The organism is Rhizobium sp. BK379 (assembly GCF_014193955.1).
Lineage (GTDB): Bacteria > Pseudomonadota > Alphaproteobacteria > Rhizobiales > Rhizobiaceae > Rhizobium.
In genome coordinates, this window is record NZ_JACIAD010000004.1 from 223,892 (window position 1) to 240,419 (window position 16,528).

General features: G+C 57.2%; 9 protein-coding genes and 1 pseudogene. 3 read left to right on the forward strand and 7 right to left on the reverse strand.

Annotated features, from left to right (window positions below; all coding sequences use genetic code 11):
- Positions 1-85 precede the first annotated feature (85 nt).
- From FHT93_RS20025 to FHT93_RS20035, 3 genes are all read right to left on the reverse strand, one after another.
- Positions 86-1,561 (reverse strand): HlyD family type I secretion periplasmic adaptor subunit, encoded by a 1,476-nt coding sequence (locus tag FHT93_RS20025; protein ID WP_183849093.1) that lies wholly within the window; start codon positions 1,559-1,561, stop codon positions 86-88.
- On the reverse strand, positions 1,558-3,681 hold the full coding sequence (locus FHT93_RS20030; protein WP_348649796.1) for a type I secretion system permease/ATPase: 2,124 nt from the start codon (positions 3,679-3,681) through the stop codon (positions 1,558-1,560). The genes FHT93_RS20025 and FHT93_RS20030 overlap by 4 nt, the downstream gene beginning before the upstream one ends.
- A gap of 153 nt (positions 3,682-3,834) precedes the next feature.
- Positions 3,835-11,250, reverse strand: a complete 7,416-nt coding sequence (locus tag FHT93_RS20035) for a hypothetical protein (protein ID WP_246781660.1) — start codon at positions 11,248-11,250, stop codon at positions 3,835-3,837.
- A 915-nt stretch (positions 11,251-12,165) separates the two neighbouring features.
- Here FHT93_RS20035 and ligD point away from each other — a divergent pair.
- Positions 12,166-13,184 (forward strand): annotated as a pseudogene (gene ligD, locus FHT93_RS20040) (non-homologous end-joining DNA ligase); the annotation flags it as partial.
- 301 nt (positions 13,185-13,485) lie between these two features.
- Here the strand turns inward: ligD and FHT93_RS20045 are convergent.
- The 4 genes from FHT93_RS20045 to FHT93_RS20060 form a co-directional block, all read right to left on the reverse strand.
- The gene (locus FHT93_RS20045) at positions 13,486-14,592 is read right to left on the reverse strand and encodes a tyrosine-type recombinase/integrase (RefSeq protein ID WP_183849103.1); all 1,107 of its coding nucleotides are present in this window, start codon (positions 14,590-14,592) and stop codon (positions 13,486-13,488) included.
- Positions 14,589-14,855 (reverse strand): hypothetical protein, encoded by a 267-nt coding sequence (locus FHT93_RS20050; RefSeq protein ID WP_183849105.1) that lies wholly within the window; start codon positions 14,853-14,855, stop codon positions 14,589-14,591. The genes FHT93_RS20045 and FHT93_RS20050 overlap by 4 nt, the downstream gene beginning before the upstream one ends.
- Complete coding sequence (locus tag FHT93_RS20055; RefSeq protein WP_183849107.1) at positions 14,852-15,061, reverse strand: AlpA family phage regulatory protein; 210 nt, start codon at positions 15,059-15,061, stop codon at positions 14,852-14,854. The genes FHT93_RS20050 and FHT93_RS20055 overlap by 4 nt, the downstream gene beginning before the upstream one ends.
- Positions 15,062-15,171: 110 nt before the next feature.
- Complete coding sequence (locus FHT93_RS20060; RefSeq protein ID WP_183849109.1) at positions 15,172-15,405, reverse strand: helix-turn-helix transcriptional regulator; 234 nt, start codon at positions 15,403-15,405, stop codon at positions 15,172-15,174.
- Positions 15,406-15,509: 104 nt separating this feature from the next.
- Here FHT93_RS20060 and FHT93_RS20065 point away from each other — a divergent pair, with 104 nt between their 5' ends.
- Entirely contained in the window at positions 15,510-15,776 is a 267-nt protein-coding gene (locus FHT93_RS20065; RefSeq protein WP_183849111.1) for a hypothetical protein, read from the forward strand.
- Positions 15,777-16,057: 281 nt separating this feature from the next.
- Entirely contained in the window at positions 16,058-16,522 is a 465-nt protein-coding gene (locus tag FHT93_RS20070) for a hypothetical protein (RefSeq protein ID WP_183849113.1), read from the forward strand.
- The last annotated feature ends 6 nt before the right edge of the window (positions 16,523-16,528 follow it).

A 16,528-nucleotide genomic window follows, 5' to 3' on the forward strand; every position in this document is an offset into this window, starting at 1 on the left:
ACGCCTCGCATGCGCGTCAATCCAGACTGACACTGGTTTTGTCGCAGATCACCTGTTCGTCAAATGGACAAGGCTCACACCGTCTCTACCGCTCCTTCATCGCCTCTGAAGAAACCTCGGCAATGGGTGAGAACAGGTATTCAAGAATGCGCCGGCTACCCGTCTTAACCTCGACCGACACCGCCATGCCGGGAGAGAGCGCCACGGAGGTGCCATCGACATTGATCACGCCGACATCAGGAACGACTGTGATAGGAAACACTAGGTTCTGAACTCTCTGTGCGTTACCGATGGGCATTGAGCTCTGCAGCTGCTTGTCCGGCTGCCCCTCTAGCTGCTGCGCATCGGGCTCTGGAATGGCATCCGTCGCAACTCGCGTCACTTTCCCTTCGATCACCCCGTAGCGCGTGAACGGGAAGGCCTGAACCTTGATCACCGCTTGCTGCCCCGGCGCGACGAAGCCGATGTCCTGGTTAGGCAAGTATGCTTCGATTTCCAGCGCTGCATTTTCCGGCACGATCCGCATCAGTTCCGATCCGGCCATGACCACCTGGCCGACGGTCGTAATGGCAGATGTCTGCACGGTCCCGCTGATCGGACTTTTGATCGTCATGGCGTCCAGCTTTTTCTGGGCGCGGATAAGCTGCTGCTCCTGCTCGTCGATCTGCCGCTCCGCCTCAGTCTGCTTTTCGACATTCTCCGCAATGAACGCCTTGATCGCCTTCTCGCCCTCTGTCGTGGCAACTGCTAGCGCGGCTGCTGCTTCATCGGCCTGACCGATCTGCTCGGCGAGGTCCGCCTCGACCCGCTGCTTGGCTTCCATCGCATCAATTACCCCTGCACGTGGACCAGCACTGGACTCCATGAGCTGCGATCGCATCGTCACGCGATCATCCATCGTCGCAATCAGGTTTTTCTGAGCCGCGACCATCCGGTTGAACCGGCCAAGCGTTGCAAGCTGCTGCTCTCTTTGCGAGGAGAGATTGGCAAGCGACGAAGCCAGTTGTTCCAGCGATGACTGGAACTGCGCTTCCTCACGGGTTCTGATGGACGGAGGGATATCCTCACCGAAAACAAGAGGCATCGAGATCGACGGCGTATTTGTCCAGAGACCGGCACGCTGCCAAGCCTCGACCTGCGCTCTCGCAGTCGTTCGTCGAGTGACTTCGGCCCGCAGCGACCGGAGGCTCGCGAGCAGTGCGTTGACTTCTGCCCTGATCTCCGTCGGATCGAGTTCGACGACGATATCGCCTGCCTTGACCTTCGAGCCGTTGGCGACAGGGATCGCGGCCGTCTTGCCGGTCTCCAGCGACTGAATGACCTTCACTCGCCCCGTCGGCTGTAGCTTACCTTGAGCGGTCGCAACGATGTCGAACCGGCCAAAATAGCTCCAGACGATTGCCAGGATCACGAATACCGAGATGAACCAGATGAGGGCCGCCCTGATCGGCGAAGCGGGTGTTTCGAGGATCTCAAGTGCCGCCGGCAGGAATGCGGTATGGTCGCGCGGCTTACGCGGCGGCTTCTTCGGCACCTTGGGCGGACGGACGGTCTGGTTCATGGTTGGACCGGTGCCGTCTGCAATTGCCACAGATGCGCATAAAGGCCGTTCTCGCGGGTAAGAAGCGTCTCATGCGTGCCTTCCTCGACGATGCGGCCATCCTTCATGCCAATAATGCGGTCGCAGTGGCGCACCGTCGCAAGCCGGTGAGCAATGATGATGACGGTGCGGCCGCGCACGATCTCGCGCATGTTGGCGAGGATAATTCGCTCGCTCTCGTAGTCGAGCGCGCTGGTCGCCTCGTCGAGAATGAGGATAGGCGGGTTGGTGGCCAGCGCTCTGGCGATCGCTAGCCGCTGCCGTTGGCCGCCGGAGAGATTGGCGCCGCGTTCCTCGATGATGGTGTCATAGCCGCGCGGCAGCTTCGAAATGAACTCGTCGGCACCGGACAGCCTTGCCATCTGCATGGCGGCGGCCCGCGACATTGCCGGATTGACCAGACAGATATTGTCGTGGATCGTCCTGTTGAACAGCATGTTCTCCTGCAGCACCACGCCGATGTTTGAACGCAGCCAGGCAGGATCGACCTGGGCGATATCCTGGCCGTCGACGAAAACCTGGCCGCTGTTCGGAATGTAGAAACGCTGCACGAGCTTGGTGAGCGTCGACTTGCCGGAGCCGGATGGCCCAACGATGCCGATCACTTCGCCGGGTCGGACGGCGAAATTGATGTTCTTCAGCACATCCTGTGCTTCGGGCGTATAGCGGAAGTTCACGCCCTTGAAGGCGATCGCGCCTCTCGGCTTTGGCAGACTGATGGCAACGGCAGGACGCGGTTCAGCTGGCGCATTGAGAATGTCCGACAGCCGGTCGATCGAGACCTGAACCTGCTGCACATCCTGCCAGAGCTGCGACAATCTGAGGATCGGCTGGGAAACCTGGCCGGCGATCATATTGAAGGCGACGAGCGCGCCAACCGTCAGCTCCCCGTCGATGACGGCTTGCGCCCCGAGGAAGAGAAGCGCGGCGGAGGTGATCTTGTTGACATATTGAATGGCGTTCTGGCCCTTTGCGGCAAGCATGGTTGCGGCAAACGAGGATTGAACATAGGCGGCAAGCCGCTCCTCCCATTGGGCCGCCACGACTGGCTCGACGGCGGCAGCCTTCATCGTCTGGATGCCGACCACCGTTTCGACCAGCATCTGCTGGCTAAAGGCGCCTCGCTCGAACTTCTCGTCGATGCGGTCTTTCAGAAGCGGACGTATCAGAACGCCGATGGTGATATAGACCGGGATCGATGCCACCACGATCCAGGCGAGTTTCGACGAATAGGAAAACAGAACCGCGATAAAGACGATGGTGAAGATAAGGTCGAGCCCTGAGAACAGGCCCTGGCCGGTCAAGAAGGCTCGGATCGTCTCAAGCTCGCGCACGCGTGCGATCGTCTGTCCCGTGGCTCTCGTCTCGAAATAGCTGAGCGGCAGATTGAGCAGGTGACGGAACAGGCGTCGCCCGAGTTCCACGTCGATCCTGTTTGTGGTGTGCGACAGTGCATAGGTCCTGAGGTATTGCAGCACAACGTCGAAGAGGCCGACGGCCGCCAATCCCACGACCAGCACAATCAGCGTCGAATAGCTGCGATGGGCGAGAACCTTGTCGACAACGACCTGGAAGAACAGCGGCGTGATCAGCGCAAATATCTGCACGATCAGCGAAGCGATCAGGACATGGCCGAAGGCATGGCGGTAGCGCCAGATCGCCGGCAGGAACCATCGCAGACCGAAGCTCTTGGGTGAGGCGCCCGGTCCAGAGAACCGGCGCTGGACGAGGATGAACCGACCGCCGGTTTCAGCAAGCAGTTCCTCAGCCGAAACACTGCGAGCGGAAAAGGCAACTGGATCGACGAGACGGAACGTTCCGTCGCCTATCGGGCCACCAAAGACGGCGAACGATCCGTCTGCGAGCATGGCAATGGACGGGGCGGGAAGTGTGGCGAGTTTGGCGGCATCACGAACCGGCACGACGCGCGCCTTGAACCCGAGACCCTTCGCGGCCCGTAGCAGATCGTTTGAGCCGGTAGAACCAGTGACCGCCAGATCGCGTGCAAGCGTGGCTGGCTGAGCTGCAATCCGGAAATAACCGGCAATCGCGCACAGTGCCGCAAGTCCGCTGTCGATGATCTCGGCGGCGGGTTCATGCTCTACGGTTTTGGCTGTTTCTGCGACGGCCGGATCAGCGGTGACGATCACGGACGCTGCCCTGCGCATCGATCGGAGAAACGACGCACATCAATCGAATGTGCGTCGCCATGGTGCGAGCGGTCATTGCTAAGCTCACGCAGCCACACCGTTGGTGTTCTTCTGCCAAGCAAGCGTCGCGTCTGCCACGAGGTGGGTCTGACCGTTTGTCGTCTCGTAGCTGCTCGTGCCGGTGATCGCCGAACCGTCGTCGAATGCCTGCGCACCGGCCGGGTTCGGGATCAGGTTGACGAGCTTGATGCCGGCCTCTGACATGGTCAGCAATTCGCCGGCATCGCTGACGCCGTTCTGGTTGCCATCGCGCCAGATCCGGAATTCGCTCCAGCGGGCATCATTGGCATCGAGAACATTGTCATGGTTCGAATCAAAGGCAACTCGGAGGCCGTCGAGGTCGGACAAACCTAAGCTACCATCCGGATCAGCCCAGAGGGCAAATGACAGTTCTCGCGTTTGATCGATTGAGCCATCAGGTCCTGATGCGCCATCAGCACCAAGATCGATTGTCAGGAAACCATCGCCAGGACCTGCCCAAGCGGTGTGATCGGCTATTCCGTCACGGTCCCAATCGAACATGGCGGTACCAGCAGTCAGGTCCAACGGACGCAAATCGATATGCCCGTCGCCGTCGAGATCCAGCAGAACGGGATTCTTCGGCCAATAGTCCTTTACGCCACCCTTATCGTTGTAAAGTGTCCATCCAGTCACGTTTCCGTTGCCGTCGTACCTTACGTCACGCTTGTAGTTGTTATCGTAGTAGATCATTTGGGATTGCGGTACGTTCCATTTGTATTTCGTATATATACTGCTGTAATCAAACTGCCCGAGATAATCGTATTCAGTGCTATCATACTTTGTCGCATTATCGTCGTTATATGCAATGTTGTATTTTAGGATATGTTTGTCAGTTGCTGCGTTGTAATAGTATGAATATAAAGTGTACCCGCCATTGACGTAGTCGTGCGGGTCATAGTTATAGTCATCGTATCCCCCGTTGTCTAAGTAATTCACCTGACGAGTCGTGAGCTTCGATGCATCTTGAACGACGAGGTAGTAAGACCACGCGGCCGAATTAGCAGCATCGTAGGTATAGTAGTATGTATACCCGTTATCGTAATGAACGTTGCGGGTTGTCTGCCTGCCGCCAGTGTCATACGACTCCTCGATATATGACCAATCGCTCGCGTTTGCCCGGTCATATTGCGCGGTGATCCGCGAGTTATCGTCGTTCGTCTGTTCGACCTTCGTCACTAGTCCTGCCGAGTTGATATTCTGCAGATAACGTGACCAGGTCTTAATGTTGCCCGGGTCCAGGCTGTCGCTAACCTTGGTGCCATCGTCCTGATAGGTTGTAGTGTTGGTCAAGCGATTGCTCGTGTCGTAATATTCCTCGACGCGGCTCCAGGTCTGGCTGTTGTTGGCATCGTACTTTACGGCGACGCGGGAGCCATCGTCGTTAGCCTGATCGACAGCTAGTTGCTTCCCGTTACCATCGAAGACTTGCTTGTAGGTTGACCAGCTCTGCGTATTGCCGTTGTCGATAGTGATGCGCGACGTCAGCACACCGAGTGCATTCACCTGATCGACGACCGTTTGCGTCGTCGCTCCGACAGTATTGAGATCAAGCTTTGTCAGCGTGATCGAGCCGTCGATGTGTTTGACCGAAGTCTCGATATGATCCGCAGTACCGTTGTTGTCGGCATCCTTGCTGAGCTTGGTGATCAAGCCGTCGGCACTTGTCGACAGCGTGCCCTTGCCGACGGGGGCGCCGGCCGCAGTGGTTTCGGTCACCACCGTCTCGACGGAACCGTCGATTTGCTGGGTCGACTGCATGACGACCTCGAAGACGCCATCGCCATCATAGTCATAGCGGGTCGTTTTAGTCCTGCCGTCGGCAGAGGTCGCAGTTTCCAGACGGGCTGCAATCGCTGGTTTCCAGTACACGCCGCCAGGCGACAGATAGGAGACGTCGCGCGCGGTAGCGTTGTTGGTCGTTACGCTCGTGATGTTGCCGAACAGGTCCTTCGTGACCGTCTCCGTCTGATCGACCGTATTGTCGCCGTTGACGTCTCTCGTCGTGGTGGTTTTCTGCCCATCCGCAGACCATTCGATTGTTGCGGTCGACGCCACCTTGTTGGTCGCGAGATCGGTATCGGTGCTGACCTGGGTGCGGCCGCCGTCGGCGCGGATCGCATCGTTCACGATCCGCTGGCGATCATTGGTGCCGTTGCCATCAAAATCCCAGAGGATTGTCGTCTGGCGCCCGTCGGCCGAGACCGTTGTGGTGGTCTTGTCGGCAAGAGTGCCCTCTGCCTTGAGATCGGTGATGACGGAGGTCTGGACGCCGGTATTGGCCGTCGTTACCTGCTGACGCTGATCGACGATACCGTCGCCGTTGATGTCGCGCTCGATCGTGACGCGAGCCTTGTCGGCGCTGGTCAGCGTCACGGTCCTGTCGGTTAGGACGTTGTTGGCATCCGTCCCGGTGATGGTCACGCTGGTTGCGCCATCGGCAAGCACCGTCGTTTCGCTCTTCGTCCCCTTGTCGCCGAAGCCCGGCCTGGTCTCGGCGGTGCGAACGACATTGCCGGACTTGTCGACGGTCGTTACCGACTTGGAAATGACCGAGCCATCGGCGCGAAGGTTCGTCACCGTGCGCACCTTGGTGCCGTCGGCATTGAGCGCCGTAACATCGGTGGAGATCTGCGAATAGGTACCCGAGCCGGCCGCATCCCACTCTCGGCGGACGGAAAGGCCGTTGGCACTGGTCGTCGTTAGATAGCGGCTGGTGAGTGTGGTGCCATTGAAGCTCTTCACCTCCTGGGTGCGCGAACCGTCGGCATTCAACGTCGTCGTATCGGTGCTCGATTGATCGACCCCATCGCCGCCCTTGTCGAAGTCTCGCTGGATCACGAGCCCCTTACCGTCCACCGTCGTCGTCAAACTATTGGCAAGCGCCAATCCGCTTGAGCCGGCTACGGATTCCTGGACGACGGTCGTGCGTACGCCCTTGGTGCTGATCGAGGTCGCCGATGCAATCCGCTTGTCAACCGTGCCATCGCCATTGCTGTCATAGTCGACGGTCGTGCTGAGGGCGTTGCCCGACGTTGTCACCGTAGTCGAGCTCTTGACCGCGCCGGTCGAGGTAAGATCCTCGAACTTCTGTGTCTTGAAACCGTTGTTGGCGACGGTCTCGGTGATCCGCTGGTCGATGACGCCGTTGCCGTCGATGTCTTTGGTAGTCGTTCTCAAGACGCCATGCGCATCGGTCGTCATGATCGTCCGGCTTTCCAGCGATCCGTCGGCCTTCAGATAGGACAGTGTCTCAGTTGTCGTGCCGTTCTGGGCGAGGACGATTGTATCGGTCATCGAACGCTTCGTCGTGCCGGACGCATCTGCCCAGCTCGTCGACTTTGTCTTTCCATCCGCTGAGGTGACTGTCGTCGTCTTCTCGACGAGTGCACTATTGACATCGAAGCGGGAGAATACTTCGGTGATCGCGCCATTGGCGCCGACCGAGCGCGTGCTTGAGGTCGATTCCTCGAAGGTCCCATTGCCGTCGAGGTCGGACTTGCTGGTTTTTGTGAGGCCGTTGGCCGACACGGTCGAGACCGCGCGGCTCGCGAGTGTCCCGTCCGGCTTGTAGGTCTCGACGGTATCGGTCGACAGACCGTTCGCTGCGACCGATATAGTCTCCTTGAGATCAATGACACCATCGCCGCCAATGTCATAGGTGGCCTGGCTAGTCTTGCCGTCGACGCTGACCGTCGTGATCGACTTCGCGATCAGGCTGGCGTCGCCTGCGGTGACGGTATTGGTCTGTGTGATCGAACCATCGCTATTGAGGGTCTTGGCAGACAGCATGCTACGCTCGAACGTGCCGTCACCATTTGCATCAACATCGGCCCGCACCTGGAGGCCGTTGGCACTTGTTACCGTTCTCGTCTGGCTGGAGAGCGTGGTGTCGGCGCTCTTCCTTGTCACCGTCTGGGTGCGAGAGCCGTCCGTTCCGAGAACGGTCGTATCCTGTACGACAATATCGAAAGTATTGTCGCCGTTGAGATCCTGACGGGTAAGGACGGAAAGACCGTTGCCGCTGGTCTGGACGACCTGCCGGCTCAGCAGACTGCCATCGCCGGATTGGATATAATGAGTGTCCGTTCTGCCGCCGTCGGTACCGAATGACGTCGTATTCTGGATTGCACTATCTCTGACGCCATCGCCATTCAGATCGGTGTCGATTTGCGTGGTCAGACCGGTTGCGCTGACCGAAGTCGTAACCTTGCTGATCAGGCTGCCGTCGGCGGCCAGATTGCTCGTGGTTATCCCGACGCGGCCGTCTACGTTCTTTGTGGTGCTCTCGATCTTGTCATAGACGCCGTCGCCATTGGCGTCGGTGTTGACCGTCGTGTTCTGTCGGTTGGCGTAGGTGACCGTATAGGTTTGGCTGAGCAGCGTTCCGTCGTTGCTCGTCGTCTTTACCGTCTCCGTTCGCTTGCCGTCTGCAAGCTTGGCGAGCGTATCGGTGATCTTGAGGTCGATGACGCCATCGCCATTGCCGTCGATCGTAGCCGTCTGCGTGAGGCTATCGGCAGAGGTCGTCGTCCGCGTCGAGTTCAACAGCGTTCCGTCAGCGCTTCTCGACTGGACCAGTTCGGTCTTGCTGCCATCGGCATTGGCGGTGGTCACATCGGTGGTGACAAGCTCGAAGGTACCGTCACCATCTGCATCGATGCTCGTCGTCTTCGACAGACCGTCGGCGGCGGTGAGCACTGTGACCTTGGAAACGAGCGATCCATCCGCGTTCCGAATGGCAACCGCGTTATTCCGGTAGCCGTTGCTGAGGGTGCTGATTGCAGTAATGTGGTCGGCGGCGCCGTCGCCGTCCGTATCGGCCGATTCATTGATAGTCTTACCGTCGGCGCTGCGTGTCGTCACGACCTTCGACAGCAGGCTGCCGTTGGCGGAGGTCCGCTGAACCGTCTGTGTGATCGAGCCGTCAGCAGCGACCACGCTGATATCACTCTCGACAAGGTCATAGACCCCGTCGCCCGTCACGTCAGTGGACGTCGTCTTCGATCGTCCGCTAGTCGACGAGGTCGTCAGAGACTTACCGCGCAGTGTGCCGTCACCGTTATAGACCGAGGTCGCGACCGAGATGTCGCCTCCGCTGCCAACCGTCGTCTGCGCTACCGTCTTGGTGTCCACATCGCCATCGCCGTCTTCGTCGGATGACAGCGTGCTGGTCTTGTTGTCGGCGCTGGTCACCGTGACGTCCCGGCTGAGCAGCTTTCCGCTCGAGCTCTTGTCGTCGACGGTCTTCGTGCGGGTGCCATCGCTGCCGATGACGGTCTTTTCCGTAACAATGTCTTCGACCGTGCCGTTGGCATCCACGTCAATTGATGTCGTCTTCGTCAGGCCGTCGGCGCTGGTCTGCACCGTCGTCCTGGTCAGCACCGTGCCATTGATACTTTGCTGTACCGTCGTAGTTGTGTTCGATCCGTCCGCATTGCGGACATACGTCTGTTTTTGATCGGTAGCCGTATCGCCGTCCTGGTCCACCGACGTCGTCACCGTGGCGCGATCGGCGCTCGTCACCGTCGCCGTTTTATCGGAGAGCGTTCCGTCGGCGTTAAAGTTCGAAACGGTCTTTGTGATCACGCCGCCGGCGACCGTCGTAACATTGGTCTGTGAGCGGTCGAAGGTGCCATTGCCGTCATCGTCGAACTGGGTCGAGATGCTTGTGCCATCAGCGCTGGCAGTGATCTGATTGTGGAATGCCAGGCTGCCATCGACGTTGGAGCCGTAAATATCCTTGGTCACCGAGCCATCGGCGTTCGTGACCGTTTCGGTGCGAATCTTGTACTGAGCGTCGTCTGTAGCCAGCACCGCATCGCCGACGGCGCCGGTCGTGCCATCGGCACGGGTAAAGGTTGTGGTGCCGGTAATGGCTGATCCGTCGGAGAACGTTTGGCCGCTGCCGGTCGGCGTCAGGTCGATCGACGTGATACCGAGGCTTGAAAGCGTCACCAACTGGCCGTTGACTTCGACGCGGAATTCCGACCACCGTGCGTCGCCGGCGTCCAGCTTGCCGTTGCCATTCGTGTCGAAGACGTGCCTCAGCGCCTCAAGGTCAGTAGTGGCTGACGAATCCCATTCTGTGAATGCAAACTCGCTCGAACGGCTAATCTTGCCGTCACCGTCCGCGTCCAACACCAAGACGCCGTTGCCCTGACCAGCCCAGGCAGTCTGTTGTTGGTAACCATTGCCGTCAAGATCGAGGTATTTGGAGGATTCGTTTAAAGAACTAATCGACAATCCGCTGCCCGCAATATCAAGGATGACCGGATTCGATCGTTGGCCCCAACCTCCAGACGAATTCGTCCAAACTCGGGTCACTCCTCCCTCGATTGAGATGGTCGTAACACCGGTATCAGGGTATGAATTTTTTGCAGGCCCCCAATTTCCGACACGAACGTCAATCCAGCCCCCCCGGGAGTAGGAATCCTCTTTGCTCGCGGAGCTATAGCCATTAGACCATTGGACTCCATCTCGAGAAGAGGCGTCGTTCGAATACCGTGAAAAGTCTGGCAATGAGGAAAAATCAGTCGGCTTCACCTGCGCAAGTGGCGAGACTGGTGCTATCGGCTGCGGAGCAGACAAAGTGCTCAAGGATATTGTGGGCGGCGCTACGGGAGTGATCGGTGAGGGCGCTGGAGTCCCGTACGGCAATAAACTTCCCGGAAGTCCAAGTTGCATGCCCGCGTTGATAAGGCCTAGGTTGTTCAGATGTTGTTGCCCACCATCTCCACGCGGGTTAAAATCGAATCGGGCACCGGCTTGGTTCGCATCGGCAATACGTCGATCAATCGTTTGCGAAAGGATGTCAGGCCCAATCTTGTAAAACATGACACGGGCGGCGTCTTGTTCATCTGATGTCAATCGACTCCAGGCTGCCGGGTCTTTAGAGCGGAAGAAATTGTCAGCCTTGGCAATGACAAGTCCCGCGATCGCGAAGGTTGCATCGGTGGTGACAAAGTCCTCCATATCCATTGCAAGCTTGTAGTAGTTTCTGTCATATTGCCTGAGGTTGAGCGGATCCTCGCTGAGGCCTTGGTGCGCGGCAAGATAGTCATTGAGGACATCGATAGCGGTGGCAATTTTGATATTGCCAGGCCCTACGTCCATCATGGCAGGGTTGCCAAACTTGCCGAAGGCATTAGTCACGCCTATTTTCAAATTGTTGTAATTGTCAATTATATCTTGATTATTAAAGAACCCTGCCAAAAACGCATCTGCGGACGCCTGTATGGTACCACCTCGCATGTCAAAAATGAGATCCTGGTTGAACCTCGTGTCATGCTCGTTGGCAATCGCCCCCATTAGGGCGTTGGCTGAGATCCCGAGTTTCTTGGATACGTCATCGGCCCTAAATGCATTGCGCACAATAAAGTCTGTCGTTGCGCCTGTGAACAGGGATACGGGCTCTGCCATAGTATATCCTCCTTGACGAGTTAGCTGTTAGCAATTGCGAAGATGAAAAAAGCGGTCCACGCTGAGCCAATGGTAAATATTATTATCCATGCCCAAATTAGTTTTTTCAAAGAACTTCCTGACTTCTTGAAAAAAATTATGAGGGAAATTAAAAGCAAAGCATAAGCATGGGGAGACGCGAAGACCATCATAAGCAACGGCCCCCTAAAGCTTAGAGAATCTGAGAGCTCTTCTGCTATTCCGTGATAGGATTTGGGTGTCCTGAAAATATTATAGCATAGGAGAAGATTTGAAGTCGAAAGCAACGGAAATATTATATTCACGACGCTATTTTTATTCATGGCAATGTCTCTCTGATTATAAGTTTCATTATTTATAAATCGCCATTTCCATTGTCTGTTAAGTATATGCGGTGGTGCGCAATGTTCCATTCTCGTATTGCTGCAAAATGGAAAGCCTAAAAAAGCATAAAAGCTCCAAAGGTGGCATGGCCTGCCGGGATCTTTCATTCAGTACTTACAACCTCACCTAGTGATTTATGAATGCTTAGCTTGCGAAGAGATGTCAATGCCCGCGACGGCTGTATGCGAAATAATTCGAGACTCATCTCGATCTTAAGTTTTCTCCCTTCTGACGTGTGGCTAGCAGAGACAAATATTCCGCGAACTTTGGCAAGCTCTCTGCCTCCGGCACCTTTTGTTTAGGTTGTTTGGAAAGGCGGGAAAGAGCTTGAGCTGAGCAAACTGATGCGCCTCCTCACCATCAGAACGGGTCCGTTTGTAGGTTACCTTGTGGGAGGCAATCCTGATAATTTGGCTGATGGCTGCTCCCACTATTCGCACGGCACGGAATTATAGTTCCGTTTGCCAGGCAGCGAGCAGCCGATCGCCGTGGGGGAATCTGCCGTAGCCTTTGGTGCCGGCGCGTATTGAGCCGTGTCTCGCGCTGCTGAAGTCGAAGCCGCCAAAAGGCCGGCAATGGGCCTTTGAGGTGAAGTGGGACGGATACCGGATTGCGGTTCATATCGAGCCGAAGGGAGTTCGCATCCTGACACGCACCGCTTTCCCGCCATCGCCGCCGAGGCGGCGCAGCTTGGAGCGCAACTGCGATACTCGACGGTGAGGCCGTGGTTCTCGATGAGCGGGGGCGCTCGGATTTCGGTATGCTGCAGCAGTCGCTGGGCGGCCGCGGCGGGAAACTAAACTCCGGTGCATCCGTGCTGATGTCTTTCGAACTCTTATATTACGACGGCCATGATCTGACGCAGACCGAGCTTTCCACCCGCCGGCATTTGCTCGAGGGTTTGATCGGGCCTGGCCGGGAAAGTGCGATCCGGCTTTCGGAGGAGGTCGAGGCAGACGGAGAGCAGTTGATCCGCATCGCTTGCGAGCATGGCCTCGAAGGGATCATCGCCAAGGATCGTAACAGCACATATCGCGCCGGCAGACTCGGCGACTGGCTGAAGATAAAATGCATCCAGAGTGACAGCTTCGCGATCGTCGGCTGGGAGCAGTCCATGGTGGCGCGAGGCCACATCGGCTCATTGCTGCTTGGCGCTTACGGCGGGGATGGGCTCGTCTATGTTGGCTCAGTCGGCACCGGCATCAAAGAGCGGGATTGACTGCAACTGCGCGAGATGATGGACAAGCTGAAGGCGACGAGGGCGCCCGTCGAGTACAAGGGAAGCCGGAAGAATGTCGTGTGGGTACAGCCTACTCTAATCGCCGAAATCGAATATTGCGCGTAGACGCATGACGGCAAGCTGCGGCATCCGTCTTACAAAAGGCCTGCGGGAAAAGCAGGACAATGCGGCGGTTTATCGGGTTGCGGAAAATAACCGCGCCTACGAGACGCGAACAACCTCGTTGGACACCAACAGCAGAAAAGTTCCGTCATCGAGACGCTCAGCTACGTCGCCATCTTCGGTAACGTAATCGGTCCGCGGGTTTTTCGAGAAGCGAGAACTCCGCATCTGTTCGATTACAGTATAATTTCTGCCTGCAGCGTTGGAACAGTGGAAGCGCTGTGTTTCAACGTATTTCGTCATGTCCAAGGAGCCTCAGCGAGTGTGGTAGCATCTAATACTTTGGCACTCACGCTGATGAGTCAATAACTGCGGCCGACGTTTCTCAAAGCTCGCAATGTATTCCGGACATGCCCTGTTCCAAAGCAAGGCCTGGCCGGGGATCGATCCCGCGCCGGAAGGGCCTAACCAACCCCACCGACGCATGATAATCATGGCGTTGCGCTATCCGTAAAAAGACGGGTGTCTTGGCTTTTTGTTTGGTCGCAATTTGTGGGATCATTCGCTGCTTCCAACTTTTCAATGGCCCGCCTCGCCAACTCTTCTTTACCGCCGAGATAGTGGGCATCGAGGATCTCCGCGACATCCCGCATCGAATGCCCCGTGATCGCTCCGATTTCGGCTGCTGTGCAGCCGGCGATGGCTAACCGCGTGACGGTAGTGCCGCGCAAATCATGAAATGTCAGCCCCTCGATGCGGGCCTCAGTGCAAGCTTTCCGCCAGCTGGTGCTGAAGCCGGCGGACGTCCACGCGTCACCTCTAGAATTTACTAGGATAGTGTCGGCCGCCCTTGGCGCCGCTTTGAGTGCGGTCCGCAGGGCTGTCGTCAATGGTATGACAAGTTTAGCTCCTGTCTTGCTCTGTCGAAACCGGATGACTTCGCCGTCATACGCGCTCCATTTTGCCGCCAGTAAGTCGCCCTTTCTTTGACCCGTGGCCAGTGCAAGTGTGATCGCGAGGCGAAGCGCTGGAGATGCTACTGCCACGAATTTCGCAACGTCGGCTTCGGTCCAAATCTTTTCACGGCGATCGGCCCGGTAAAGCTTACCGCCTCGTTCCGCGATGTTTGTTGACAGCAGGCCGCGGTCTTTCCCGAACGATAAAAGGCGGGCGAGGGTGGTCCACGCGTAGTCTGCAGTACGTGGGTGTTCAGCGTAGAGATCCCGCCAGGCTTTGAATTTTCCTCTGGTAGCCTTAGCTTCGAGGTGCCGGATGGTAAGAACGCCGAACTTTGCGCGCACGTCGTCAAGATAGCGATCGTATTCACGCTGGGTGCTGGCCGACTTCGATTTGAAATCAGACGAGGCGCGGAAAGCCGTTACCAGGCCCGCCAGCGTCGTAGGTACAGGGTTTCGCCGAGCCTCGCGGGCCGTGATATAAGCTGCGGACAGAGCTGCGTCATCCGGCTGTATCGGCGATCCATCTTCGTGCTTCAGAAGAGGTGCGCCTTTGCCGCGCCAAGGGTAGCAGTAGTAGAGGGTCTTTCCGTCCGCCAGCGTCTTGCGGACCTTTGTGAGGCCTTTGAGGAGAACGGTCATCGGTTTGCCACTCCCCTTGCGCGGCGAGCGCGGTGCAGGGCGGACAGCGCCTGCGCACCCGTCAGAACTGGCCGCTTCGTCTTCGTTTCTTCCTTCAACAGCAAAGGAATGTCGTCGACCGACACCAGCATCGCGCGGCCGATCTTCCTGGCAACGCCAAGGCGCCTGGCTTTCTCCCATACGGCTCTTGCCGTGATGTGCGCGCCGCTGGCCGCATTGATGCGCTCGGCGATCTGCTGGGGAGTTCGTAGGATGTCGGTCATTTATGAAGCCGCCCGTTCGCAATACGATCATCAATCCAAGCAACGACCTCCGTTCGCAAAAACGCCGCCCTCCTTGCACCCATCGTGATCGCCTTGGGGAACCGGCCTTGATCACGATACTTGTTGATCATGGTGCGCGACAAGCTGGTCATCCTGGCGGCGTCGTTGAGCGACACCAGAATCGCTTCCTCTATCTGCTTTTTCATTGTCTCTCCGTTTTTTGCGGGGGCGTTAGACACAGAAAACGCAGTGGTCAACAGCGTTGCGGAGGTTTTCTTGACAAATTTATCAACTCATTCAATGGCTTACAAATTTGTCAAGCCGGATCGCGAAGCCGGACGCCGACTCCACCTGATGTCGTTTCTCCGTCTGAAAGAAAGATGACGTCCCTCTCGAGGACGGCCCGAAGAGCATCAAGCGTCGACTGCTTCGCGTCTGCGCCATTCTCGATCCGCGTGATGGTGTTCGCGGTGACGCCAGCCAATTCAGCAAGCTCCCTCACACCAAGGCCGACTGCGGCACGAGCCATTTTTAGTTGAATAGCCTTCATATTGGTACCCTGTATAAACACATGTTGACACAGAACCAGAATCGGCTATTGTGTCGTTACAGTGTACAAACGCACTGCTACGAAAGCAACACGAGGAGCTAAATATGCTTGCCACCGCACTCGACAGAACTTCGCTGCCGCGTTCTCTCATTGGAAGAAGAAGACGGGCCATCAACCCGGCATACGTTTTTGATTTTGAGGTTGGTCAGACTGTCTTTCTGATCTGCGCTGGCGAGGAGGCCATAGTTGCCGGACGCCTGCAGGTTATCGGCTGCGAAGACGAGTACTTTATTGAGATTGTCGGCGCCCATTGCGAAGCGCTGCGTGTGTTTGCTCAGGAGATCAGCGCCGAACCCTCGCGCTGCCTTTAAGTTTTCCATCCTGCCGATCACGAAGCGGCAGGCCAGCGGTGCGCTTCGCACGTACCGCGGACGGCGGCCGTTGCGCCCTAGCGCGGTCGTCGATCTCTCCAGCCGCTGGCGGGCGGCTGCGCTGCCCGCTCCGTGCGAACACTTTCGCGGGCGGGCAGCATGAATACCGATGGCCGGCGCGGTCACCACCTGCGCCCATACCAGCAGCGCGCCGGCCGGTTCTCTCAACCATTTACAAATGAACTGCGTGTGTGCTTCCGTACGCGACGGAGGCGCAATTCATGTTTCTAAAACGCAACGTCCATCTCAAGAAAGGCGAGGCTGAAAAAGCTGAGTTTCTCAGGTGGCTCAAGAAAATGCGGCCCGACGTAATGGTGCCAAAAATCTCTGTGGTGGTGTGGGAGGATCCCAGAGTTAAACCCAAGTTGCCTAATGGCATGCGCGCCGTTTACAGCTTTCATAGCGCGGGTAGGGCACTGAAGGTCGGCATCGCAGGCGGCCCAAACGCAAGCGCGCGTTACAACTATCAGCACTATCGATGCGACCCGCAAAGCAGCACATTGGCCAACGATGTCGTTAAGACAATGCCGGATCTCAATCCCGAAAACGTCGCGGATTGGATACGGGAGAATACCATTCGGATCGACTTCATCTTACCGGCAGACACGCCCGATGAAATCACAGATGCACTCGAGAGGCAGTTAATCCACAAGTGGGATCCTAAGTTTGAGGGGCGGAGAAGATAGAGACGG

Coding starts and splice junctions, on each gene's coding strand:
- FHT93_RS20025 (WP_183849093.1), bottom strand. CDS start 1,561: ATGAACCAGACCGTCCGTCCGCCCAAGGTGCCGAAGAAGCCGCCGCGT.
- FHT93_RS20035 (WP_246781660.1), bottom strand. CDS start 11,250: ATGGCAGAGCCCGTATCCCTGTTCACAGGCGCAACGACAGACTTTATT.
- FHT93_RS20045 (WP_183849103.1), bottom strand. CDS start 14,592: ATGACCGTTCTCCTCAAAGGCCTCACAAAGGTCCGCAAGACGCTGGCG.
- FHT93_RS20050 (WP_183849105.1), bottom strand. CDS start 14,855: ATGACCGACATCCTACGAACTCCCCAGCAGATCGCCGAGCGCATCAAT.
- FHT93_RS20055 (WP_183849107.1), bottom strand. CDS start 15,061: ATGAAAAAGCAGATAGAGGAAGCGATTCTGGTGTCGCTCAACGACGCC.
- FHT93_RS20060 (WP_183849109.1), bottom strand. CDS start 15,405: ATGAAGGCTATTCAACTAAAAATGGCTCGTGCCGCAGTCGGCCTTGGT.
- FHT93_RS20065 (WP_183849111.1), top strand. CDS start 15,510: ATGCTTGCCACCGCACTCGACAGAACTTCGCTGCCGCGTTCTCTCATT.
- FHT93_RS20070 (WP_183849113.1), top strand. CDS start 16,058: ATGTTTCTAAAACGCAACGTCCATCTCAAGAAAGGCGAGGCTGAAAAA.